At 65.2% G+C, this 20,317-nt stretch carries 20 protein-coding genes and 4 tRNA genes; 13 read left to right on the forward strand and 11 right to left on the reverse strand.

Translation table 11 applies throughout. The annotated features are described in order from the left end of the window. Positions 1-225 precede the first annotated feature (225 nt). A tRNA-Arg gene (locus CKJ85_RS09095) sits at positions 226-298 on the reverse strand. 274 nt (positions 299-572) lie between these two features. Between CKJ85_RS09095 and CKJ85_RS09100 the strand changes: the two genes are divergently transcribed. After that, positions 573-2,621, forward strand: a complete 2,049-nt coding sequence (locus tag CKJ85_RS09100) for a right-handed parallel beta-helix repeat-containing protein (RefSeq protein ID WP_095554118.1) — start codon at positions 573-575, stop codon at positions 2,619-2,621. Between the two features lie 44 nt (positions 2,622-2,665). Here CKJ85_RS09100 and CKJ85_RS09105 read toward each other — a convergent pair. Further along, positions 2,666-2,741 (reverse strand) — tRNA-Arg (locus tag CKJ85_RS09105). Positions 2,742-2,743: 2 nt separating this feature from the next. Then, positions 2,744-2,835: transfer RNA gene (locus CKJ85_RS09110), tRNA-Ser, on the reverse strand. Positions 2,836-2,918: 83 nt separating this feature from the next. Here CKJ85_RS09110 and CKJ85_RS09115 point away from each other — a divergent pair. Together CKJ85_RS09115 and CKJ85_RS09120 are read left to right on the forward strand one after the other, a co-directional pair. Beyond that, positions 2,919-3,335, forward strand: coding sequence for a hypothetical protein (locus CKJ85_RS09115; RefSeq protein ID WP_095554119.1), 417 nt, complete (start codon positions 2,919-2,921; stop codon positions 3,333-3,335). 47 nt (positions 3,336-3,382) lie between these two features. Further along, positions 3,383-4,510, forward strand: a complete 1,128-nt coding sequence (locus tag CKJ85_RS09120; protein WP_095554120.1) for an aminotransferase class V-fold PLP-dependent enzyme — start codon at positions 3,383-3,385, stop codon at positions 4,508-4,510. A gap of 6 nt (positions 4,511-4,516) precedes the next feature. Here CKJ85_RS09120 and CKJ85_RS09125 read toward each other — a convergent pair. Then, positions 4,517-4,604, reverse strand: a tRNA-Ser gene (locus CKJ85_RS09125). Between the two features lie 54 nt (positions 4,605-4,658). On the opposite strand from CKJ85_RS09125, the gene CKJ85_RS09130 reads away from it, so the two are divergent. Beyond that, positions 4,659-5,621 (forward strand): NAD(P)H-quinone oxidoreductase, encoded by a 963-nt coding sequence (locus CKJ85_RS09130; RefSeq protein ID WP_095554121.1) that lies wholly within the window; start codon positions 4,659-4,661, stop codon positions 5,619-5,621. Between the two features lie 15 nt (positions 5,622-5,636). Here the strand turns inward: CKJ85_RS09130 and CKJ85_RS09135 are convergent, their stop codons facing one another. Continuing rightward, positions 5,637-6,848, reverse strand: coding sequence for an aminotransferase class V-fold PLP-dependent enzyme (locus CKJ85_RS09135; RefSeq protein WP_095554122.1), 1,212 nt, complete (start codon positions 6,846-6,848; stop codon positions 5,637-5,639). Positions 6,849-7,016: 168 nt separating this feature from the next. Here CKJ85_RS09135 and CKJ85_RS09140 point away from each other — a divergent pair, with 168 nt between their 5' ends. Further along, positions 7,017-7,865 (forward strand): ABC transporter permease, encoded by an 849-nt coding sequence (locus CKJ85_RS09140; RefSeq protein ID WP_205691161.1) that lies wholly within the window; start codon positions 7,017-7,019, stop codon positions 7,863-7,865. 37 nt (positions 7,866-7,902) lie between these two features. Next, the gene (locus tag CKJ85_RS09145; RefSeq protein WP_095554123.1) at positions 7,903-8,697 is read left to right on the forward strand and encodes an ABC transporter ATP-binding protein; all 795 of its coding nucleotides are present in this window, start codon (positions 7,903-7,905) and stop codon (positions 8,695-8,697) included. On the opposite strand, the gene CKJ85_RS09150 is transcribed toward CKJ85_RS09145, so the two are convergent. After that, positions 8,694-9,584, reverse strand: a complete 891-nt coding sequence (locus tag CKJ85_RS09150) for a Fic family protein (protein ID WP_095554124.1) — start codon at positions 9,582-9,584, stop codon at positions 8,694-8,696. The two genes, CKJ85_RS09145 and CKJ85_RS09150, sit on opposite strands and share 4 nt — an antisense overlap. A gap of 157 nt (positions 9,585-9,741) precedes the next feature. Between CKJ85_RS09150 and CKJ85_RS09155 the strand changes: the two genes are divergently transcribed. Beyond that, the gene (locus CKJ85_RS09155) at positions 9,742-10,656 is read left to right on the forward strand and encodes a glycosyltransferase (RefSeq protein WP_369825037.1); all 915 of its coding nucleotides are present in this window, start codon (positions 9,742-9,744) and stop codon (positions 10,654-10,656) included. Here CKJ85_RS09155 and CKJ85_RS09160 read toward each other — a convergent pair. Together CKJ85_RS09160 and CKJ85_RS09165 are read right to left on the reverse strand one after the other, a co-directional pair. Further along, positions 10,653-11,084 (reverse strand): GtrA family protein, encoded by a 432-nt coding sequence (locus CKJ85_RS09160; protein WP_233127026.1) that lies wholly within the window; start codon positions 11,082-11,084, stop codon positions 10,653-10,655. The two genes, CKJ85_RS09155 and CKJ85_RS09160, sit on opposite strands and share 4 nt — an antisense overlap. A gap of 11 nt (positions 11,085-11,095) precedes the next feature. Further along, positions 11,096-11,857: a hypothetical protein gene (locus CKJ85_RS09165; RefSeq protein WP_095554125.1), complete on the reverse strand. Its 762-nt coding sequence runs from the start codon at positions 11,855-11,857 to the stop codon at positions 11,096-11,098. 44 nt (positions 11,858-11,901) lie between these two features. On the opposite strand from CKJ85_RS09165, the gene CKJ85_RS09170 reads away from it, so the two are divergent. The 3 genes from CKJ85_RS09170 to CKJ85_RS09180 all read left to right on the forward strand — a co-directional run bounded on the left by CKJ85_RS09170 (position 11,902) and on the right by CKJ85_RS09180 (position 14,405). Then, positions 11,902-12,138, forward strand: a complete 237-nt coding sequence (locus CKJ85_RS09170; protein ID WP_095538022.1) for a hypothetical protein — start codon at positions 11,902-11,904, stop codon at positions 12,136-12,138. A 109-nt stretch (positions 12,139-12,247) separates the two neighbouring features. After that, positions 12,248-13,627, forward strand: a complete 1,380-nt coding sequence (locus CKJ85_RS09175) for an FAD-binding oxidoreductase (RefSeq protein ID WP_095538021.1) — start codon at positions 12,248-12,250, stop codon at positions 13,625-13,627. Between the two features lie 13 nt (positions 13,628-13,640). Further along, positions 13,641-14,405: a decaprenylphospho-beta-D-erythro-pentofuranosid-2-ulose 2-reductase gene (locus CKJ85_RS09180; RefSeq protein ID WP_095275263.1), complete on the forward strand. Its 765-nt coding sequence runs from the start codon at positions 13,641-13,643 to the stop codon at positions 14,403-14,405. A gap of 45 nt (positions 14,406-14,450) precedes the next feature. Here CKJ85_RS09180 and CKJ85_RS09185 read toward each other — a convergent pair whose 3' ends face one another. The 3 genes from CKJ85_RS09185 to CKJ85_RS09195 are packed head-to-tail and all read right to left on the reverse strand — an operon-like array spanning position 14,451 to position 16,887. Then, complete coding sequence (locus tag CKJ85_RS09185) at positions 14,451-14,840, reverse strand: hypothetical protein (protein ID WP_095535880.1); 390 nt, start codon at positions 14,838-14,840, stop codon at positions 14,451-14,453. Between the two features lie 11 nt (positions 14,841-14,851). Further along, positions 14,852-16,225 (reverse strand): FtsX-like permease family protein, encoded by a 1,374-nt coding sequence (locus CKJ85_RS09190; RefSeq protein ID WP_095554126.1) that lies wholly within the window; start codon positions 16,223-16,225, stop codon positions 14,852-14,854. Next, positions 16,222-16,887: an ABC transporter ATP-binding protein gene (locus tag CKJ85_RS09195; RefSeq protein WP_095554127.1), complete on the reverse strand. Its 666-nt coding sequence runs from the start codon at positions 16,885-16,887 to the stop codon at positions 16,222-16,224. The genes CKJ85_RS09190 and CKJ85_RS09195 overlap by 4 nt, the downstream gene beginning before the upstream one ends. A 141-nt stretch (positions 16,888-17,028) precedes the next feature. Here CKJ85_RS09195 and CKJ85_RS09200 point away from each other — a divergent pair, with 141 nt between their 5' ends. The 3 genes from CKJ85_RS09200 to CKJ85_RS09210 are packed head-to-tail and all read left to right on the forward strand — an operon-like array spanning position 17,029 to position 20,298. Then, positions 17,029-17,673: a sensor histidine kinase gene (locus CKJ85_RS09200; RefSeq protein WP_369825038.1), complete on the forward strand. Its 645-nt coding sequence runs from the start codon at positions 17,029-17,031 to the stop codon at positions 17,671-17,673. Continuing rightward, complete coding sequence (locus CKJ85_RS09205; protein ID WP_095554129.1) at positions 17,670-18,323, forward strand: response regulator transcription factor; 654 nt, start codon at positions 17,670-17,672, stop codon at positions 18,321-18,323. Before CKJ85_RS09200 ends, CKJ85_RS09205 begins: the two co-directional genes overlap by 4 nt. A gap of 31 nt (positions 18,324-18,354) precedes the next feature. Next, positions 18,355-20,298 (forward strand): galactan 5-O-arabinofuranosyltransferase, encoded by a 1,944-nt coding sequence (locus CKJ85_RS09210; protein ID WP_095554130.1) that lies wholly within the window; start codon positions 18,355-18,357, stop codon positions 20,296-20,298. Positions 20,299-20,317: the final 19 nt, after the last annotated feature.

The following is a 20,317-nucleotide window of genomic DNA, read 5'->3' on the forward strand; positions in this document are numbered from 1 at the left end:
GCTGGGCAGGACGAACATAACCCCAGCACAACACACCCAAAAACCACCCATCCCACCCCCAAAAAAGCACACATTTTGTCGCTTAAGTCGACACGCCGAGAAAAGCACACATTTTGTCGCTTAACCCTGACCTGCATAAGTGCGTGCCCTCGCCCTTTAACACCCCGCGTTTCCACCCGCCTGACCGGGCAGAAGAAAACCCCGCCGGAGCGGGGTTCCAACTTGTGCGCCCGGAGGGATTCGAACCCCCAACCTTCTGATCCGTAGTCAGATGCTCTATCCGTTGAGCTACGGGCGCGTCCTGTCAGATTCTCTCTGACAACGAAGAGATACGTTACACCGTTGCTCGCAAAGCACCAAAACGCCAGGTGAATGGGGGATTGATGGAACGTAGGGGCGGTGGGGCGTCGATAAGCAATAGCCCCCGAATGTATGTAGAAGGTCGAAGCGAATGCGCGAATCGCTATACGCGCAGACAGTACGGTGCTAGAAATATTAAGGTACTTGCAACTCTGTCCAACTCTTGCCAGCTCAGGGCACGCACGTGCCCACCCAACCGTAAAGGAACCTCCATGGCCCACACTCCACGCCGCCGCGCGCTCGTCGCCGCGAGCGCCCTGTCCCTCGCGCTGACCGCGCCATCCATCGTCGTGCCGAACGGCTACGCACAGGACACCACGACCACAGAAACGACTGCGACCTCCGCCGCGGGCGCCCCGGACAGTGCCGTGGATTGGGAGAAGGAATACGCCGCGAACTTTGCCGGCAATGAGCCCGCGACCGTCGAGGGTCTTGTGCTGCCGGAGGGCTCGACAATCGAGGCCGCGGCAGCGACGCTGTTCAACTGGAAGCTGGCCGCAAACGAGGACGGCTCCGTTGAGCTGACCCGCCCGCAGAGCGACGTCGCGTTCAGGGACGGACTGCAGAGCATCCCCGCGAAGGTGACGCTGCCGGGCGAGGAGCAGCAGAACGTGACGCTCAAGGTCAACGTGTCCAAGAACGATGCAGCGTGGGTGGCGGACCTGCCGGACCTGGACAGCCCCTACGACGTTGACTTTGAGGGCAAACTTTCCAAGACCGTTGACGAGATCACGCTGCCCGAGGGCGTGACCGTGAAGAAGGGTGCGGGCAAGCCGTTGTGGGGCGTGTCCACCAAGGACGGCAAGGTCCTGATCACCGCGCCGAGCAACTTCGTTGCGGGCACGCAAGACCTGCCAGTCGAGTTCTCCGACGGCACTACCACCGTGAAGCGCACGCTGAAGATCAACGCGTCCAACCCGCAGACCTCGAGTGGCGAGGTCGCCGGCATTGCCGGAGATGTGCTTGGCAAGATCCTCGGCGGCATCGTTGGCGGCGCAACCGGTGGCGGGCTGCTCGGCGGCCTGACCGGTGGCGGCTCGGGCTCTGGCACGGGTTCTGGCTCAGGGGACGGCAAGGGCGGCGGTGTGAACATCAACATCGCGTCCAACAACGGCAACCCGAACGTGGTCATCACGGACAACGCGAAGGCTGAGATCAAGGACAACCTGGCCAATAACGGCAACCCGGTGATCACCGACAACGCTAAGGCCGAGATCAAGGACAATCTGTCCAACAACGGCAACCCGGTGATCACGGACAACGCTAAGGCCGAGATCAAGGACAATCTGTCTAACAACGGCAACCCGGTGATCACGGACAACGCGAAGGCAACCGTTGAGATCAAGGACAACCTGTCCAACAATGGCAACCCGGACGTGAAGATTTCCGACAACGCCAAGGCCACCGTGGTCATCACGGACAACGCCAACCCGCGCGACAACCTGTCCAACAACGGCAACCCGGACGTGAAGATTTCCGACAACGCCAAGGCCACCGTCGTCATCACGGACAACGCCAAGGCAGACATCAAGGACAACGCCAAGGCGACCGTGGTGATCACGGACAACGCCAACCCGCGCGACAACCTGTCCAACAACGGCAACCCGGACGTCAAGATCTCCGACAACGCCAAGGCGGACGTGAAGGTCACCGACAACGCCAAGGCGGACGTCAATGTCACGGACAACGGCAACCCCGATGTGAAGATCTCCGACAACGCCAAGGCGGACGTGAAGGTCACCGACAACGCCAAGGCGGACGTCAATGTCACGGACAACGGCAACCCCGATGTGAAGGTCACGGACAACGGCAAGGTGGACGGCATTCCAGCGTCTTCCGGCGGCGGCTCCTCCGCGTTCGGCCAGGAGGGCGAGGGCCCGGAGGTTGGCGCAAACGTGGGCGTCGAGGGCGGCTCCTCCGACCCGCGCTGCGCGGCGACCCTCGCCGGCTTGGCGGTGCCGATCCTGGCGATCATCCCGCTTGCGCTGGCAACCCAGCTGACGGTGCCCGGCCTCGAGTCCGTCGGCGCCCAGCTGACCCGCACGCTCAATGACGCCGCACGTAACTTCGGCGTCCAGCCCGAGGCACTCACCGCCGCCGGCGCTGGCGTGATCGGCCTGGCTACCGCCGTCCTCGCCATCGTCGGCGCGCGCACCTGCGTCCCGAGCGTCCGCGATGTGGACATCACCGTCGGTTCCTCCGGCTCCGGCGAGACCCCGTCCACGACCTCCACGGTCGCACCGGTGGTGAAGACCGACTAGGAACGGAAAGCACGAAACCCCAGCTCTCTGAGCTGGGGTTTTCTTGGTGCGCCCGGAGGGATTCGAACCCCCAACCTTCTGATCCGTAGTCAGATGCTCTATCCGTTGAGCTACGGGCGCGGTGGCGGAGACGACAGGATTTGAACCTGCGGCCCTCCGCAAAGAGGGCAACTCCTTAGCAGGGAGCCCCATTCGGCCGCTCTGGCACGTCTCCAGGCCTTTGCCCATCCTACCCACACGCAGCCACACAACCAAATGCGCTGCCTAACCGCGCCGCCAATCCGTATAGTGGTGCGCATGAAACTCAACTCGGACCTTCTCGCCGGCGTCGCCACCCGCGGTGACCTCGGCCCCGCCGCCGCCAACCGCTCCGACTGGATTGTCTGGGCCGTCACGGACATCGACGCCGTTTCGGAGCAGATGCTTATCGACGCCCCCTTGTTCCTCTCCCCCAAACACGCCACCCCCGAGCGCCTCTCCACCTCCACCGTCCTCCTCGGCGTCCCGCTCGGTGAGATCGCGGGCGCGGATCTTGCGGACGTGGACCCGCGCCACCCGGGCGACGCCTCCGTTGCCCCCTCCGCCGCACTCTCGCTGAAGGACGTCGTCGTCATCGCCGGTGCGGACCGTGCGACCGTAAAGCGCGCGAAGGACTTGCTCAGCGCGGACCGGATCCAGTTCCACACCACCCCGGAGCTTTTCCCGGAGACCTAAACCCAAAACGGGTATTCCACGACACACTTCCGGCTACGCTGTGGGGCATGACTCAACTTCCTCGCCCCGACATCGACGCTGACGGCCTGCTCGAGTACTCGGTTGTCTTCACCGACCGCTCCCTGAACCACATGTCGCAGAAGTTCATCTCCGCTACGCAGGAGATGCTCACGCTGCTGACCTCCACCTACGGCGCAGACTCCGCCGCACTCATCCCCGGCGGCGGCACCGCCGCGATGGAGGCGGTGGCGCGACAACTGTTCACGGGCAAGAAGGTGCTCATCCTGCGCTCCGGCCTCTTTACGTACCGCTGGAGCCAGATCATCGAGTCCGGCCAGATCACGGATTCGGTGCACGTGCTCAACGCGCAGCCGACCAGCCAGGAGTCGCAGCCCTCATTCGCGCCGCCGGCGCTGGAGGAGGTGCGGGGAATCGTCGAGAAGCACCAGCCCGACGTCATCGTGACCGCCCACACCGAGACCGCGGCGGGGCTGACCCTGCCGGACGACTACATCGCAGGCCTGGGCGAAATTGCCAAGGACAACGGCGCGCTGTTCGTGCTGGACTGTATCGCTGCGGGCGCCTCCTTCCCCAACATGGAGTCCCAGGGCATCGACGTACTGGTCTCGGCGCCGCAAAAGTCGTGGTCGGGCTCGCCGTCGACGGGCTACGTCCTGCTCTCGCCGAAGGGCCGCGAGGCGGTGCTGGCCAGCGAGTCCACCTCGTTCACCCTGGACCTGAAGAAGTGGCTGGGCATCTTCGACGGCTACCGCGACGGCAAGGCCGGCTACCACTCCACCCTGCCCACGGACACGATCCTGCACAACCTGGAGATCATGCGCGAATCCGCCAAGGTAGGACTGGGCGTGCTGGCGCAGCACCAGGAAACGCTCGGCCGCCTCGTGCGCGAGGCCGCCTACCAGCGCGGGTTCCGCTCCGTGGCCGCGGACGGCTTCGAGTCCAACGGCGTGGTCGTGCTGTACGCAAACACCCCGGAGCAACAGTCGGGCGCCGCGTTCAAGCCCAAGGGCCTGCAGATTGCGTCCGGCGTGCCGCTGCAGATCGGCGAGGGCGACGGCTTCTCCACCTTCCGCATCGGCCTCTTCGGCCTGGACAAGTGGGCGGATCCGCAGGCGGCGGCCCAGCGCTTCATCGACGTGCTGGACGCCCTGTAAAACATTTGGCGGAGACGAGGGGATTTGAACCCCTGGAGGTGTGACCCTCGCCGGTTTTCAAGACCGGTGCATTCGGCCGCTCTGCCACGTCTCCAACGGGTGAAAAGCTTACAGTATGGCCTCACCGACTCCGTTATCCTGGGTGGGCATGAAAGCAATTGCACTCACTGACCCCGACAATCCCCGCTCCCTCGCTCTTGCCGACGCGCCCGAGCCCGCACTTGATCACGGCTGCGTGCTCGTCCGCGTCACCGCCGCCGGCGTCAACCGCGCCGACCTTGTCCAGGCGCAGGGCAACTACCCGCCGCCGAAGGGCGAACCGGACACCATCGGCCTGGAGTGCGCCGGCGTGATCGTGGACCCCGGCACCACCGGCCGCACGAAGGGCGAGGAGGTCGGCTGCCTACTCGCGGGCGGCGGCTACGCCGAGTACGTCGCGGTGCCGGAGGGCCAGCTCACGCCCAAGCCAGCCAACCTGAGCCTGGTGGAGACCGCCGCCGTGGTAGAGGCCGCCTGCACCGTGTGGTCCAACCTGGGCATGGTCGCCGGCCTACAAGCGGGCGACAAGGTGCTCATCCACGGCGGCGCCGGCGGCATCGGCTCCTTTGCCATCCAGCTGTGCAAGACGCTGGGCGCGGAGGTCGCCGTCACGGCGGGCAGCGACGAGAAGCTCGCCTACTGCCGCGAGCTGGGCGCCGACATCTGCATCAACTACCGCACGCAGCACTTCGAGGAGGAGCTCAAGGGCTGGGCCGACATCATCCTGGACGTGGTGGGCGGCGAGTACCTGGAGGCGAACATCAAGTCGCTGGCCGTGGACGGCCGACTCGTCGTCATCGCACTGCAGGGCGGCGCGAAGGGCACGCTGTCGCTGGGCCGGATGATGCCGCGGCGCCAGTCGGTGCACGCCACCACCCTGCGCGCCCGGCCGCGCCCGATGAAGGCACGGATTGTGGAAGACACCGTAAAGCACGTGTGGCCGCTCATCGAGTCCGGCCAGATCGCCCCCAACGTGACCAAGACGTTCCCGCTTGCCCACGCCGCCGCCGCGCACGAGTACCTCGATTCCGGCGCTCACACCGGAAAGGTCGTGCTCACGGTGGGTGAGTAACTTTTCGGCGAAAAGTTACGCCAGCGACGCAACGGTGCGGATGAGCTGCTCGATGTCGGTCTCGGTGTTGAAGGGCGCGAGGCCGACGGTGACGGCGCCGCCCATCTCGGCGACGCCCATGTCGCTGATCAGCCGGCTCGGCCGCGCCATCGTGGAGACGATGCCGTGGGCGAAGAGACGCTGGTGCACCATTGTCGACGGCACGCCCCGCACCCCAAACATCAGCCGGGGAATGCGCTCAATCGCCGCGTCCTCCGCCGCCTCGCCCGAGACGCCGACGATGTGGACCGCGGGCAGCGTCCCCAGGAACGTGTCCAGGTCATCGCGCAGCCGGTTGAAGTAGGTGGCGGTCTCCCCCATCGAGTGCGTCAGCCGGTTGCGGCGGGTCGGGCGGCCCTGCGCGCCCTCCACGAGGGAGGCGTAATGCTCCACCACCGCGGGCACGCCACCGGCGAGCCCCGTGGACACCTGCATGTCCAGCGCGGGCGCCTCGAGGCGGCCGAACATGGCTTCGTCGCGGAAGACCAGGGCGCCCAGCTGTGGCCCGCCGAGCTCGGCGAGGTCGATCGCCAGGATGTCCGCGCCCCATGCATCGAAGGTGATCGGTTTGTAGGGGGCGTAGGCGGAGACGTCGACAAGCACCCAAGCCCTCGAGCGCTCCCGCACCCGCTCGACGACGTCGCCGACGCCGATGATGGTGCCCAGCTCCGCGTGCGCCGCAGGGACCGAGACGAGGCGGGTCGCGCCGTCCACCAGGTCACCGAACTGCCAGGCGGGCAGGTCGCCCGTGGCCAGGTCTGCCTGCGCGTACTTCGTGGGGGCGTCAATGCGGGCCAGGGCTCCGGTGAGCTCCGGGCGGTCCACCCCGTTGAGCACCAGGGAGGAATCGCGGCGGAACAGCGGCTTCAGCGCCACCGCCAGCGACGCGTAGAGCGCGGGCAGGCTCGGGCCGAGCACCACGCGCCCGGGGGCAGCGCCGACCAGGTCCGCCACCGCGGAACGCGCCTGCTGCACGTACGACTCGCCCTCCGGGCGGCCCAGCTGCTCGCGCGAGTGGGTGCCCGCCCCCGGCTCCGGCAGGGCCACTGACGCGGAGAGGCGGAACGAGCGCGACACCGCCGCGGAAACACGCTCCGGGATTTGGGGCGCGTCGTGGGCGTTGAGGTACGTCCATCCGTCGCCAAGCGAGGTGTACAGACCACGAATACTGGCGACATCGAACGCCATGCCACACCCCTTACTTCGCTCCAGTGGTTGAGATCGGAACCAATTATGCCCGTTCCACCCCTACCGCGCACACTGCCTGCTCCGGGGCAAAATCCTGCAAAGCGCGCTCTTAACGCTAGGGTGAGTAAGGTGCAGGACTTTGAACAACTCCGCGCGGACGTCACGCGCATGACCAGCGACGCAGACCACGAAACCCCGCCGTCCAAGTCCAAGACGATGGGGATGTCCTTCCGCGACCTCGTGCGCGGCTGGAGCCAATACGAGCTCTGGCTGCAGCTCGGGTGGCAGGACATCAAGCAGCGGTACCGACGCTCCACGCTCGGCCCGCTATGGATCACCATCGCCACCGGCGTCATGGCGCTCGCCCTCGGCCTGCTGTACTCCATGCTGTTTCAAATCGACGTGCGCGAGTTCCTCCCGCACGTCACCGTCGGTTTCATCGTCTGGGGGTTCATCTCCGGCTGCATTAAGGACGGCGCCAACGTCTTCATTGAGAACGAGGGCCTGATCAAGCAGCTGCCCTCCGCCCTGTCGGTGCACGTGTACCGCCTGGTGTGGCGCCAGTTGCTCTTCTTCGCGCACAACATTGTCATCTGGGTGCTACTGGTCATCATCTTCCGCATCCCGCTGACCTGGCAGACACTGCTGGCCATCCCCGCGCTGCTCCTGCTCGTGCTCAACGGCGTGTGGGTGACCATGCTCTTCGGCATCATCGCCACCCGCTTCCGCGATGTCGCCCCGCTGCTCGAGGCGCTCGTGCAGCTGCTCTTCTACGTCACCCCGATCGTGTGGACCACGCAGACGCTCAAGGAGCAGGGCGGCGAGGTGGCCCAGCGCGCGCTGCTCGCGGAGATCAACCCGCTCTACCACTACCTGGAGATCGTCCGCGCCCCCATGATCAACCAGCCTGTCGACGCCTACCACTGGGGCATCGTGGCCATCTGCACCGTCGTCGGCCTGCTCATCACCCTGCTGGCCATGCGCCAGATGCGCTTCCGCGTGCCGTACTGGGTCTAACAGGGTCTAACTCGGGGTTTAAGGAAGGAGTCTCCCCATGGTTTCTATCGACACCTACAACGCCTGCGTCGACTTCCCCATCTTCGACGCCAAGTCCCGCTCGCTGAAGAAGGCCGTCATGTCCTCGGCCGGCGGCAAGATTGGCAAGAACGCCTCCAACACCGTCGTCGTCGAGGCGCTCAAAGACATCAACCTGCACCTGCGCGAGGGCGACCGCGTCGGCCTGGTCGGCCACAACGGCGCCGGCAAGTCCACGCTGCTGCGCCTCCTGTCCGGCATCTACGAACCCACCCGCGGTGTTGCCGACGTGCGCGGCCGCGTCGCCCCCGTCTTCGACCTCGGCGTGGGCATGGACCCGGAAATCTCCGGCTACGAGAACATCATCATCCGCGGCCTCTTCCTCGGCCAGACCCGCAAACAGATGAAGGCGAAGATGGACGAAATCGCGGAGTTCTCCGAGCTCGGCGACTACCTCAACATGCCGCTGCGCACCTACTCCACCGGCATGCGCGTCCGCCTGGCCCTCGGCGTGGTCACCTCGATTGAGCCGGAGATTTTGCTTCTCGACGAGGGCATCGGCGCCGTCGACGCCGCCTTCATGGCCAAGGCACGCGTCCGGTTAGCCGAGATGGTGAAACGCTCCGGCATCCTCGTGTTCGCCTCGCACTCCAACGACTTCCTCGCCCAGCTGTGCAACACCGCCCTGTGGGTGGACAAGGGCGAAATCAGGCAAGCAGGCCTGGTCTCCGACGTGGTGGGCGCCTACGAGGGCCCCGAAGCCGGCGAGTACGTCGCCGACCTGGTGGAGCGTTTCCACGGGGAAGAAGCCTAGACGCTGCCCTCTGCGTCGTTGCCATAGTGTGCGTCGATCATCCACGTTCCACGCTGTCGGAATGCCGGGATGGTGCCCCTCGCCGCCTTATTGGCGGCGACAGACCCAGAAACACCGTTAACCTTTGCCCACTCCGATAGGCGAATCACCTTCGGCGCGGTGATGAGCGTAATACGTTTGTTCAGTGACTCAATGAGTTGCCGCGCGATGAGCGTGCTCAGCGCTGAATAATCACCACTTACTGGATAGCCGCGGAACACTGGGTAGTAGTGGCGCTCTTTTCCTTTGTTCGGAATGATGATGGGCGGCGCCCCTAACTCCAAGAGTTGTTGATTGATAATGTCGCGCCCTACGCGTCCATTGCCGTCTGAGAATGGGTGGATGGTTTCAAATTCTGCGTGGAACCGCGCGACGCGATCGATGAAATAGTTCTCATCCTCGTAGTACTCAGTGATGATGGTCTCTACCAGCCGGTCTACGTACTCAGGATTAGCACCCATATGTGCCCCTACTCGTACCCATTCTCCCCGCCGACGGAACCGGCCAGCCCGGTCATCGTTGATACCGCGAAGCAACATGCCATGCAGTCGCAGAATGAGGTTTGCATCGAGCTTACCGACGCCTCGAATTAGCTCCTCAGTCACCTCAGCCAGGTTCTTAGCCTCAAAGACTTCCCGCACATCGTGCGCTCTAGCAGTGAACCCCGCCAGGATGTTCTCGGTGTCTTCCAAAGTCAAAGTGGAATTCTCAATGGCGTTCGAGTTATACACCGCCTCCGCCACCTCTGCGCGCGCAATCTCCGCGATGGCCTCGGGGTTGTCCTCCCGCAACGCTGCATACGTATCAAGAAGAGCGTCGATTTTTGAGGTGGTCCGCGCGTTCAGCATGCCAATATTCTACAAGTTTCCGTGAAAAATCATGGAACATAAACTGTTTTCACGGAACCTGTTGCGATCAGCCGGTTTCCTCAAGATTCCAGGATTCAACGCCTAAACCTTCGCCACCTCCATGTCACACGCCTCAGTTCGGTGGTTGAGTGGCAGAATGGAAGGCATGACTGCCACCCTGTCCCCGGCCGGAGAAACGGCCGCTGTGATCGTCACCCACCAGCGCGTGGAACTTTTGCGCGCTTCCCTGGAACAGGTGGTGAACCAGACCCACCCGGTGCAGTGGGTGATTGTGGTGGACAACGGCGCGGAGGACCAGGTCAGGGACCTGCTCGAAGAGCTTGCGGGCGACCGCGCTGTCTACCTGCCCAGCCGCACCAACCTGGGCGGCGCGGGCGGGTTCGCCTACGGCTTCCTGCACGCGCTTGCCCTCGGCGCGGACGCGATCTGGTGCGCGGACGATGACGGCCGCCCCGCCGACGAGCACGTGCTGGGCGAGCTCTACCGCGTGGCAGAGGCGCACGCTCTGCACGAGGTCAGCCCGATCGTGGCCAACATCAACGACCCCGAAGCCCTCGCATTCCCGCTGCGCCAGGGCACCGTCTGGCACCGGCGAGTCGACGAGCTGACCGGCGATTTCCTACCCCAATACGCCTCGCTGTTCAATGGCGCCCTGATCAGCGCGCGAGCGATGGAACGCATCGGCGTGCCCGACTACCGCCTGTTCATCCGCGGCGACGAGGTGGAGTACCACCGTCGCCTGGCGCAGTCGGGCCTGAAGTACGGCACGGCGCTGACCACCAGCTACCTGCACCCGGACGGGTCGAGCGAGTTCCACCCCATCATGGGCGGTCGCGCGCACGCGCAGTGGCCGGATAACCCCACGAAGCGCTACTTCACGTACCGCAACCGCGGCTACATCATTAACCAGCGCGGGATGAAGAAGATGCAGCTGCAGGAAGTGGTGCGCTTCGGCTGGTTCTTCCTGCTCGAGCGCAAGAGCCCCCGCGAGTTCTTCCAGTGGCTGAAGCTGCTGCGCCGCGGCGCCCGCGAGGACTTCCGCCGACCCTAAATCGGGTCCTGCTGCGCGATGATCTTCGTCTCCTCCCGGAAGATCACGCGGCGCTGCAGCACAAAGTTAGTCACGGTGGCCACGCCCTGAGCGATGACGAAGGAGACGCCGTCCTTCCACGGGTTGACCAGGCCCATCGAGATGAGCGGGCCCTCGGTCCAGCGGTAGAGCAGGATCTGCACCACGAACGTCACGGCGTAGAGGATGAACACCGCGCCGGCCTTCTTCGCATTCACCTCGGCCTGGAACGCAAACTTGGAGTTGAGCAGGTACGCAATGAGCGTGCCAAAGATCCAGCCGACGGCCTTAGCCAGGTCGCGCTGGGTGCCGACGAGCTCGAGCGGGTAGGTAATGCCGAAGTCAATGACCGCGCAGCCGATTCCGATGATCAGAAACGGGACCAACTGTTTGAAAAATGTGGAAGACACGGCGGACAAGTCTACCCGTGTAGCAGCTCGCGAAGAATTTCCAGGCGATCCACGGCGGAGAGATCGCCCACGAACGCCTCGCCGGCCCGGCTTAACGTGAACACTTCGTCGGCGTCCGTGTCCTCCCAGCCGAGTGCGCGCATGAGCCCGAGCGCCAGCTTGCGGGTCGTCGGCTCATCGGCAAAGCACGCCATCACCAGCACGTGGACCCAGAAGGCATCGCTCGTCTTGCCCGCCGATTCCGGGAGCAGGGATGCAAGCCTCGCGCGCTCCTGCGCCGGCAAAGAGGGCTCCCCGTCGGCGATCACCTGGAGGAGCGGCACAAAGTCGAAGGACTCGGCGCGGTGGATCACCTCGCGTACCTCGGGGCGCAGCTGGCTCGCCGCCAGCTGCTGGCGCACGGCGTCCAGGTCCAGGTCGGCACCGCCGAACGCGCCCTCGCCCGCCACGCAGACGGGCCCGTCGCTGGTGCCGGGGTAGATGTCGGCGAGCTGCATGGTGAACTGCCACAGGCCCCAGGTAAAGGTGGCGGTGTCGCCGGGGGACGAGAGGACGTCGATAAGCATGCCCTGCTCTGGCGTGCCGACCTTTTCCTCGATGCCAAAGAGCGCGGCGATGATTTCCCGGCACTCGTCGATCGTGGTGGTGGAGTCCAGGCCGACCCAGCGGTAGACCTCTTCATCCGAGGCGAGTGCCACGCGCACCATGAACGTGGCGCCGGGGGAAAGTTGAATCACCGGCGCCAGGTGTTCGGAGTACAGCGTGCTGCCCATGGCGCCCACAATAGAGGTTTTTGGCACCCGCTAGGGTGAATGGCATGAGGAAGCATTACAAGGGCGACGACCCGAACGCGATCCACGAGGCGGCACAGCGTGTCGACGTGCCCCTGTCCGACTTCATGGTCCGCGTCTTCGCGGAAGAGCTACCTTTTGTGGATTCCGTGGGCCGCGGGCGCATCTACGAGCTCCTCCGAGAGCACAAAGCATCAGGTAAACCGACTATCACGTCGCAGGAGGAACTGCCACAGGAGATCCGCGAGATCATGGACCTCTAAGACACGAGAAATAGATCACACCTTTCAATGAGGGAAGTTCGGCCTGTTGTGAGTAGGCTCGAAGAACGCAAGCTTTTCCACCTTTAGTTGTATGAAGAGAAGCGGAGACATGGAACTTCACACCGAACTGAAATCCCTCTACGGCTGGGGCCGCACCGCGCCGTCCACGGCGCACGTGCTGTCCACCCCGGACGTGGACACCATCGCCAAGGCCGTCCAGGTGGCAGCCGAAAGCGGCCGCGGCGTCATCGCCCGCGGCATGGGCCGCTCCTACGGCGACCCCGCCCAAAACGGTGGCGGTCTGGTCATCGACATGCAGGAGCTCAACCAGATCCACTCCATCGACCCGGACACCGGCATCGTGGACGTGGACGCTGGCGTGACCCTGGACCAGCTGATGAAGGCTGCTCTGCCCTACGGCCTGTGGGTCCCCGTCCTGCCCGGCACCCGCCAGGTCACCATCGGCGGCGCCATCGGCCCGGACATCCACGGTAAGAACCACCACTCCGCAGGCTCCTTCGGCGACCACGTCGTCTCCATGGAGCTGCTCGTGGCCGACGGCCGCGTGCTGCACCTCGAGCCGGAGGGCGAGACCAGCGAACTGTTCTGGGCCACCGTCGGCGGCATGGGCCTGACCGGCATCATCCTGCGCGCCCGTATCAAGATGACGAAGACGGAGACCGCCTACTTCATCTCCGACACGGTGCGCACCACGACCCTCGACGAGACGATCGAGGAGCACTCCCACGGCCAGGAGGAGGGCTACACCTACTCCTCCGCGTGGTTCGACGCGATCTCCGCACCGCCGAAGACCGGCCGTTCCACCATCTCCCGCGGCTCGCTGGCCACCCTGGACCAGCTCAAGGAGTTCGCGCCGAAGCTGGCCAAGGACCCGCTGAAGTTCAAGGCACCGCAGCTGATGACGGTGCCGGACATCTTCCCGTCCTGGACCATGAACAAGCTGACCCTGTCGGCGATCGGCGAGGCCTACTACATGATGGGCGCGCCCAGCAAGAACGACATCAAGAACCTCACGCAGTTCTACCAGCCGCTCGACCTGATCGGCGAGTGGAACCGCGGCTACGGATCGAAGGGGTTCCTGCAGTACCAGTTCGTGGTGCCCACGGACGCGGTCGAGCCGTTCAAGGACATCATCTACCAGATCCAGTCCTCCGGCCACTACACCGCGCTGAACGTGTTTAAGCTGTTCGGCGAGGGTAACCGCGCGCCGCTGTCCTACCCCATGAAGGGCTGGAACGTGTGCGTGGACTTCCCGATCCGTCCGGGCCTCAACGAGTTCCTCGACCGCCTGGACGACCAGGTCATGGAGTTCGGTGGTCGCCTCTACCTGGCGAAGGAGTCCCGCACCAGCGCAGAGAAGTTCCACAAGATGTACCCGGAGCTTCCCGGCTGGCTGAAGACCCGCCACGACATCGACCCGACCGGCGTCTTCGCCTCCGACATGTCCCGCCGCCTCGAGCTGCACTAGAAAGGAATCCCCAATGCTGAATGCAGTAGGCCAAGCCCAGAACATTTTGCTGCTCGGTGGCACCTCGGAGATCGGTCTCGCGATCGTCTCCGAGCTCGCCTCCCGCGGCGGCAACCCCACCGTCACCCTCGCCGCGCGCAAGGGCTCTTCGCGTATCGACGCCGCGGTGCAGGAAGTCTCCGCCGCCGGCGCCTCCAAGGTGCGCCTCATCGACTTCGACGCCACCGACTTCGACGCCCACCCCGGCGTGATCGACGCCGCCTTCGAGGACGGCGACGTTGACGTGGCGGTCGTCGCGTTCGGCACGCTCGGCGACCAGGAGCAGCTCTGGCAGGACCAGGCCGCCGCCGTCGCCTCCGCGCAGACGAACTACACCGCCCCGATCTCGGTCGGCGTACTTTTGGGCCAAAAGTTCAAAGCCCAAGGTCACGGCCACATCATCGCCATGAGCTCGGTCGCGGGCCAGAAGGTGCGCCGCTCCAACTTTGTCTACGGCGCATCCAAGGCCGGCATGGACGGCTTCTACACCCAGCTCGGTGAGGCACTGCGCGACAGCGGTGTGAAGGTCACCGTGGTCCGCCCGGGCCAGGTCCGCACCAAGATGACCGAGGGCCTCGACGAGGCGCCGCTGACCGTGAACAAGGAGGACGTTGCTGAGGCCGCCGTCGAGGCTGCGCTTGGTGGCAAGTCCAACGTGTTCGTGCACAAGCTGTTCGGCCCGATCTCCATGGTGCTCAAGGCCATCCCGGCCCCGATCATGCGCAAGCTGAACTTCTAACTTTTCGGCGAAAAGTCCTGCCCCGGTTTCGGAGCAGGACTTTTCCTATTTCTCGGGCAGGCCAGCGGCGTGGAGTGCCCCGGCGATCAGCGCCGGCTGGAAGAACAGGCGCGCCAGGCGCTTGCCGTCGGTGTCCAGCCCGAACCCGTCGTGACGCTCGGCGTACTGGCCGATGTTGCCCGGGAAGATCGCCGCATAGAACGCGGCGAGCGCGACGCCCACCTCGCGGCGCCGCTTCTTCCACGCGAGCAGCCCCGCGCCAAGCGCGATCTCTGCCACGCCCGAGCCCAGGACCACGGCGTCCTTGTCCATGGGGAACCAGTTGGGCACCTGTGCCTGGAACTCTTCGCGATTGAAGGTGAGGTGGGAGATACCCGCGAACGTCATGGCGGACCCGAGGGCGATTGCGGTCAAATTTTGGCTTTGCTTACTCATGCGCGCCGATACTAGTCCTTTGCCCTGCCGGTTTCCGCGAGCACCTTTGCGCGGAGACGGCCGGTGGCAACCACGGCACCAAGGCAGCCGACCAGAGCGAGCGCGATGAGCGCGCCGAAAAACAGTACGGTTGCGATCCCGTCGGGCGTTGCCCCGACCATGACCAGGCCGACGAGCACGCCTTGGCCAAATCCCAGCAGCGCTGCGACCACCATCGGCACGCCAATTTCGCGTACCGCAACTTTTGTGTGAAAAGTTGGTGCCGCACCGATGAAGTGGAGCGACTTGGTCAGCTGCTTCTGCTCCACCACCGCGAGCGTCTGCGTAAGCAGGGTGAACAGCACCAGCAAGATCGCGCCGAAGAGCACCGTGATGGCGATGCCCTTGGGCAGGTCTTGCACGATGAGCGCCTCCTCGGGGGCCACCTCACTTTCCGCGATGCCTTGGAACGCCCCGGCAACCCCGGCGGTAAACGCGACAAAGAACAGCGCACTGCACCTGCGCCATGTGTTCTTTGCGCCGCGGCCCACTCGGCGCGTCGCTACGTAGTTGTACGCGCCTGGGATTCGGTAGCTTAAGCGCGCCACAATCTGGATCACTCCGACGGCGATCAGCGTATTCACCACCAAGAACCCGATGAAGACGACGAGTGCCACCAGGATGTCCGCGAAATCGGCCTCCGGCGCGACCGGGTGCCGAGCAAGCCAGATGTACAGCGCGATTGCTGCGGCGACAGCGCACACCGTGGTGATTACCTTCTGCCCGGGGTGCGGCACGCGCTTGGTCACGCCCAGCGGCGTCACCGCCACCTGCTGCAGCGCGCGCCACACGGAACCCGCGGCGAGCAGCGCGATGGCCGTCCACGCGATCGGCACGACCCACCAGGTGAACATTTCCCAGGTGCCGATCTGTGCTCCTTGAAAGGAAAGCGCTGACCAGGCTGGCACGCTCGCTACGTAAGCCGCCGTGCCGATGCTCAACCCGACGAAGGCCCTGCGTAGCGCCTCCAGGATCATCATGCCGCGGACCTCACCTGCGGTCGCGCCGATAAGCCTTAACACCGCTAGCTGTTGCTCGCGCCCGCTCAGGTCTGCCCGCGCCGCCTGCGTGAGCAGGGTGAGCAGGGTGGGGACGAGCAGCGCGCACGCGAAGAGTGCGAGCCCGATGTAGAGCAGCGGTATGTCGATGTCGCCGCCGATGTCCGGGTATTGCCTGTCGCGCTGAACGAACATCCACGTGCCGCCGGCGAGTGTGCACAGCATCCACGTCGCTACCGTCAGCGCGGCCACGGAGAGGGTTCGCACCCAGCGCTCGCCGGAATGCTTCTGGGACAGCGCACCCTTCGACTGCACGTTGGTCGCCTTGAGAAGTGTGGTCGCGCTCATGCCGTCACCTCCGAGTGAATGAGACCGTCGCGGATCTCGATGCGCCGGTTGCACCAGGCCGCGATCTTCGGGTCGTGCGTGACCAGGACGAGGGTGACGCCGAATTTCTGCGCCACCGCCACGATCTCCTGCATCACCTCATGCCCGGTGGCCTGGTCCAGCGCCGCGGTCGGCTCGTCGGCGAAGACCACCTTCGGCGGGCCAGCGAGCGCCCTCGCGATCGCGACCCTCTGCGCTTGCCCGCCGGAGAGCTGGCCTGGGAATCTGTTCGTGAAGTTCCCCAAGCCCAGGCGGGTGAGCATGTCGTCCGCCTGTGCGTGGGCCTCTTTTCTGGATACGCCGCGCATGATCTGAGGCAACGCCACGTTCTCGGTGGCGGTGAGCTCCGGCAAAAGTTGTCCGTCCTGGAAGATGAAGCCGAAGTGGTTGAGGCGGAGGGAGGACCGCGCGGCGTCGTCAAGCGCTGCGATGTTGGTGCTCTCGAAGACCACCTCGCCGGAGTCCGGGGTGAGCACGCCGGACATGCAGTGCAAAAGCGTCGACTTGCCGGAGCCCGACGGCCCCATCACGGCGAGCGATTCGCCGGCTTGGACCTGAAGGCTCACGCCCTCGAGGACGCGCTGCCGGGTGAATGATTTTGTGATGTCTGTGAGAGTGAGCATGTCTCCATTCAACTTTTGGCCGAAAAGTTTCACCATGGTGCTCGCGCCCAAAATTCGGGTAGTGCTAGCACTACCTCGCTACTGTATGCAGGTATGAGGTGGAGGAAACAAGCGAGCAACGAGGAGTCAGCGGCGCATCGCGTGCACCAGCTCACGGCGTCTCGGCGCAGGATCGCCGAGGCCTACGAGGTTGAGCGGCTGCGCATCGAGCGCGACCTGCACGACGGCGCGCAACAGCACTTCGTCGCAGCTGCAATGAAGGTGGGCGAGGCCAAGCTCGACACCGACGGGAACACCCGGGCGCTTCTCGACGACGCCGCGGCCGACCTCAAGCGCGGCCTGGAAACCCTGCGACGCACCGTCCGCGGTATCCACCCCAGCGAGCTCACCGACCGGGGCCTGGTCGCGGCAGTGGAGACTGCAGCTTCCCAGTACGGCCCCCACGTGCGGGTCCGCGCCCCGCACCCACTGCCCGCCATTGACGCATCCGTGCTCGCCGCCGCCTACTTCTTCGCCACCGAGGCGCTCACGAATGCGGCGAAATATGCGAAAGGGCACCCCGTCCACATCCTTATCACCTGCGACGACACGCTCAACGTCATAGTCACTGACCAGGGCGACGGCGGCGCGAACTTCCTTCCCGGCGGCGGCCTCGATGGGATGCGCGAGCGCGTCGCCGCGTTCGGCGGAAACGTCGAGTTGAACTCGCCGGCCGGCGGCCCGACCACCGTCGCGGCGCGCATCCCACTGCTGCTCTTCCGCGGCGAAAGCGGGGTGGGCGCGTGAAGCTCGTGATCGCGGACGACTCCGCGCTGCTCCGCGAGGGCGTCGCCGGCCTGCTCACCCGGCGCGGCCACGACATCGTCGGCCAGGCCTCAAGCGCGACGGAGCTCACCTCGCTTATCGACGCCACACCCCTCCCCGACCTCCTCATCACCGATGTCCGCATGCCACCGAACATGCGCGACGACGGACTCACCACCGCCCTGGAGCTCCGCGAGCGCCACCCGGGCCTAAACGTGCTGGTCCTGTCCCAATACGTCGCCGCGCCGTACGCCCGCGAACTTTTCGGCCAAAAGTTCGGCGGCGGCACGGGCTACCTGCTCAAGGACCGGGTCGCCGAGGTGGCGGACTTCATCACCACCTGCGAAACCGTCGCCGGCGGCGGCGTGGTCATCGACCCGGAGGTGGCCAGCTCCCTCATGCACGCCAGCGCCCCGTGGCTGCGCGCGCTGACCCCGCGCGAGCTCGAGGTCCTCGAGCTCATGGCGGAAGGGCTGTCCAACGCCGAAATTTCGGCCAAACTTTTCCTCTCGTCGGCGGCGGTGGCGAAGCACGTCTCCAGCATCTTTTCCAAGCTGGGTCTCACCCCGGACGAGGACAATCGACGGGTGCGCGCCATCTTGATGTTCCTGTCTGAGCGAGGTGTCGAGTAGCACCCGCCAGGTTTGTGCGAAACTAGAGGGCATGAGCACGACAGTTGCACCTGAAACTTCGGTAGACCCCACGTTTGGGCTGCGCACCACCGGCTATGAACCCGACGCACTTTCCGCGCGGAAGACGCTCATCCTCACCCTCGCCGCCGCGTTCGCAGCCGCCGCGGTGACCACACTCGCCTGGTTTGTGCTCCACTCCATCTCCCTGCCGGCGTTCAACCGGTCCATGTCCACGCGCGCGCTGTCCACGGCGGGCTCGTTTGTCATCCTCGGCGCCACCCTGGTCTGCTGCATCGGCTGGCTGCGCGGCAAGCGCACCTGGCCGAAGGCGGTGATGATGTATGTCACTGCCCCAGCGCTGGTGATTACCTCGCTGGCCATCCCGCTGGCGGCGACCCGCCTGTGGCTGGATGGCATCCAGGTGGACCAGGGCTTCCGCACCCAGTTCCTGTCGCGCATGGCGGAGACCGCGGCGAACGCGGACATGAACTACAAGGACCTGCCCACCTTCTACCCAATGGGCTGGTTCTGGGCCGGCGGGCGCGTGGCGGACCTGCTGGGCATCCCGGGCTGGGAGGTCTTCCAGCCCTGGGCGCTGATCACCCTGGCGGCGGGCGCGGCCATGCTCACCCCGATCTGGCAGAAGATCACCGGCTCGCTGCCGGTCGCGTGCACCATCGCCACCGTCACCACCGCGATCGTCCTGACGGAGACGCCGGACGAGCCGTACGCGGCCATCGTCGCCATGTTCTTCCCCGCGGCCGCCATCATCGCCCGCCGCGCGCTCCTCGGCTCCCGCAACGCCATCATCTTCATGGTGCTCTACCTGGGCCTTTCCGCCTGCTTCTACACCCTGTTCACCGCGGTCGCCGCGCTGCTGGTGGTCGTGCTCGCGGGGGTGGAGTGCGTCATGCAGGACCGCAACTTCCGGGTGATCGGCAGGCTGTGCGTCATCGGCGTGTGCTCCATGGTCATCGCGCTGCTGAGCTGGGCACCGTACCTCTACAACGTGCTGTTCGGCGACTACGAGGTGAAGTCCACCGCCAACCACTTCCTGCCGGAGGAAGGCACGGCCTACCCGCTGCCGTTCCTGTCCTTCTCCGTTATCGGCGTCCTTTCCTTCTTCGGTCTGATCTTTCTGGTGGTGCGCGCGGTGGACAAAGAGGTGGCGTCGTTAGGCATTGCCGCGATTGTTTGCTACGCCTGGTGCCTGGCGTCCATGTCCGCCACCCTGGTGGGCACCTCACTGCTCGGGTTCCGCATCGAGGTGCTGGTGATCGAGGTGTTCGCGACCGCGGGCGTGATCGGCGTGATGGACGCCTGCCTGGTCGGGCTGGACTACTTCTACCCGGCGCGGTTCTCCCCGGAGTCCATCCGCGGCATCATGGCCATCGTCATGGTCGTGCTCGCCGGCGCGTGCCTGGCGTACGTGCAGCAGATCCCGGCCGAGAACGAGTCGCACATCGACCAGGCCTACGCGGACACTGACGGCTTCGGCGAGCGCGCCGACCGCTTCCCGCCGAACGCGGCGAAGTACTACGGCGAGATCTCGGAGCTGATCGAGTCGCACGGGCACGCCCCCAACCAGACGGTGGTCTATACCGATGAGATCAACTTCATGGCGTTCCACCCCTTCTTCGGCTTCAACGCGTTTACCAGCCACTACGCCAACCCGCTCGGCGAGTACGACCAGCGCAACGACGCCCTGTCCGCCTGGTCGCAGCTGTCCTGGGACCACCCCGAGGAGCTCACCGCGGCCATCGACGGCGCGAAGTGGGAGCCGCCCGCCGCCTTCATCTTCCGCGGCGACGTGGACGACCCGGAGGCCGGGTTCAAGACGCACATCGCGCACGACATCTTCCCCAATCAGCCGAACGTCCGCTACGAGGGCATCTTCTTCAACCCGAAGGCGTTCGAGGGCGGCGACTGGGACGTGGAGCAGATCGGCCCGTTCGCGGTAGTGGTGCGTACATAGCGCGTCAGTCACAGTAAGG

The sequence above is a fragment of the Corynebacterium sp. NML 150383 genome (assembly GCF_002285085.1).
Classification (GTDB): Bacteria; Actinomycetota; Actinomycetes; order Mycobacteriales; family Mycobacteriaceae; genus Corynebacterium; species Corynebacterium gottingense.

Bases quoted from the DNA above. Each gene is read 5' to 3' on its own strand.
- CKJ85_RS09120 (WP_095554120.1), top strand. From the start codon at position 3,383: ATGACTCAACTTCCTCGCCCCGACATCGACGCTGACGGCCTGCTCGAG.
- CKJ85_RS09170 (WP_095538022.1), top strand. From the start codon at position 11,902: ATGAGGAAGCATTACAAGGGCGACGACCCGAACGCGATCCACGAGGCG.
- CKJ85_RS09155 (WP_369825037.1), top strand. From the start codon at position 9,742: ATGGAAGGCATGACTGCCACCCTGTCCCCGGCCGGAGAAACGGCCGCT.
- CKJ85_RS09195 (WP_095554127.1), bottom strand. From the start codon at position 16,887: ATGCTCACTCTCACAGACATCACAAAATCATTCACCCGGCAGCGCGTC.
- CKJ85_RS09140 (WP_205691161.1), top strand. From the start codon at position 7,017: ATGACCAGCGACGCAGACCACGAAACCCCGCCGTCCAAGTCCAAGACG.
- CKJ85_RS09115 (WP_095554119.1), top strand. From the start codon at position 2,919: ATGAAACTCAACTCGGACCTTCTCGCCGGCGTCGCCACCCGCGGTGAC.
- CKJ85_RS09135 (WP_095554122.1), bottom strand. From the start codon at position 6,848: ATGGCGTTCGATGTCGCCAGTATTCGTGGTCTGTACACCTCGCTTGGC.
- CKJ85_RS09100 (WP_095554118.1), top strand. From the start codon at position 573: ATGGCCCACACTCCACGCCGCCGCGCGCTCGTCGCCGCGAGCGCCCTG.
- CKJ85_RS09145 (WP_095554123.1), top strand. From the start codon at position 7,903: ATGGTTTCTATCGACACCTACAACGCCTGCGTCGACTTCCCCATCTTC.
- CKJ85_RS09180 (WP_095275263.1), top strand. From the start codon at position 13,641: ATGCTGAATGCAGTAGGCCAAGCCCAGAACATTTTGCTGCTCGGTGGC.
- CKJ85_RS09130 (WP_095554121.1), top strand. From the start codon at position 4,659: ATGAAAGCAATTGCACTCACTGACCCCGACAATCCCCGCTCCCTCGCT.
- CKJ85_RS09150 (WP_095554124.1), bottom strand. From the start codon at position 9,584: ATGCTGAACGCGCGGACCACCTCAAAAATCGACGCTCTTCTTGATACG.
- CKJ85_RS09175 (WP_095538021.1), top strand. From the start codon at position 12,248: ATGGAACTTCACACCGAACTGAAATCCCTCTACGGCTGGGGCCGCACC.
- CKJ85_RS09165 (WP_095554125.1), bottom strand. From the start codon at position 11,857: ATGGGCAGCACGCTGTACTCCGAACACCTGGCGCCGGTGATTCAACTT.
- CKJ85_RS09190 (WP_095554126.1), bottom strand. From the start codon at position 16,225: ATGAGCGCGACCACACTTCTCAAGGCGACCAACGTGCAGTCGAAGGGT.
- CKJ85_RS09185 (WP_095535880.1), bottom strand. From the start codon at position 14,840: ATGAGTAAGCAAAGCCAAAATTTGACCGCAATCGCCCTCGGGTCCGCC.
- CKJ85_RS09210 (WP_095554130.1), top strand. From the start codon at position 18,355: ATGAGCACGACAGTTGCACCTGAAACTTCGGTAGACCCCACGTTTGGG.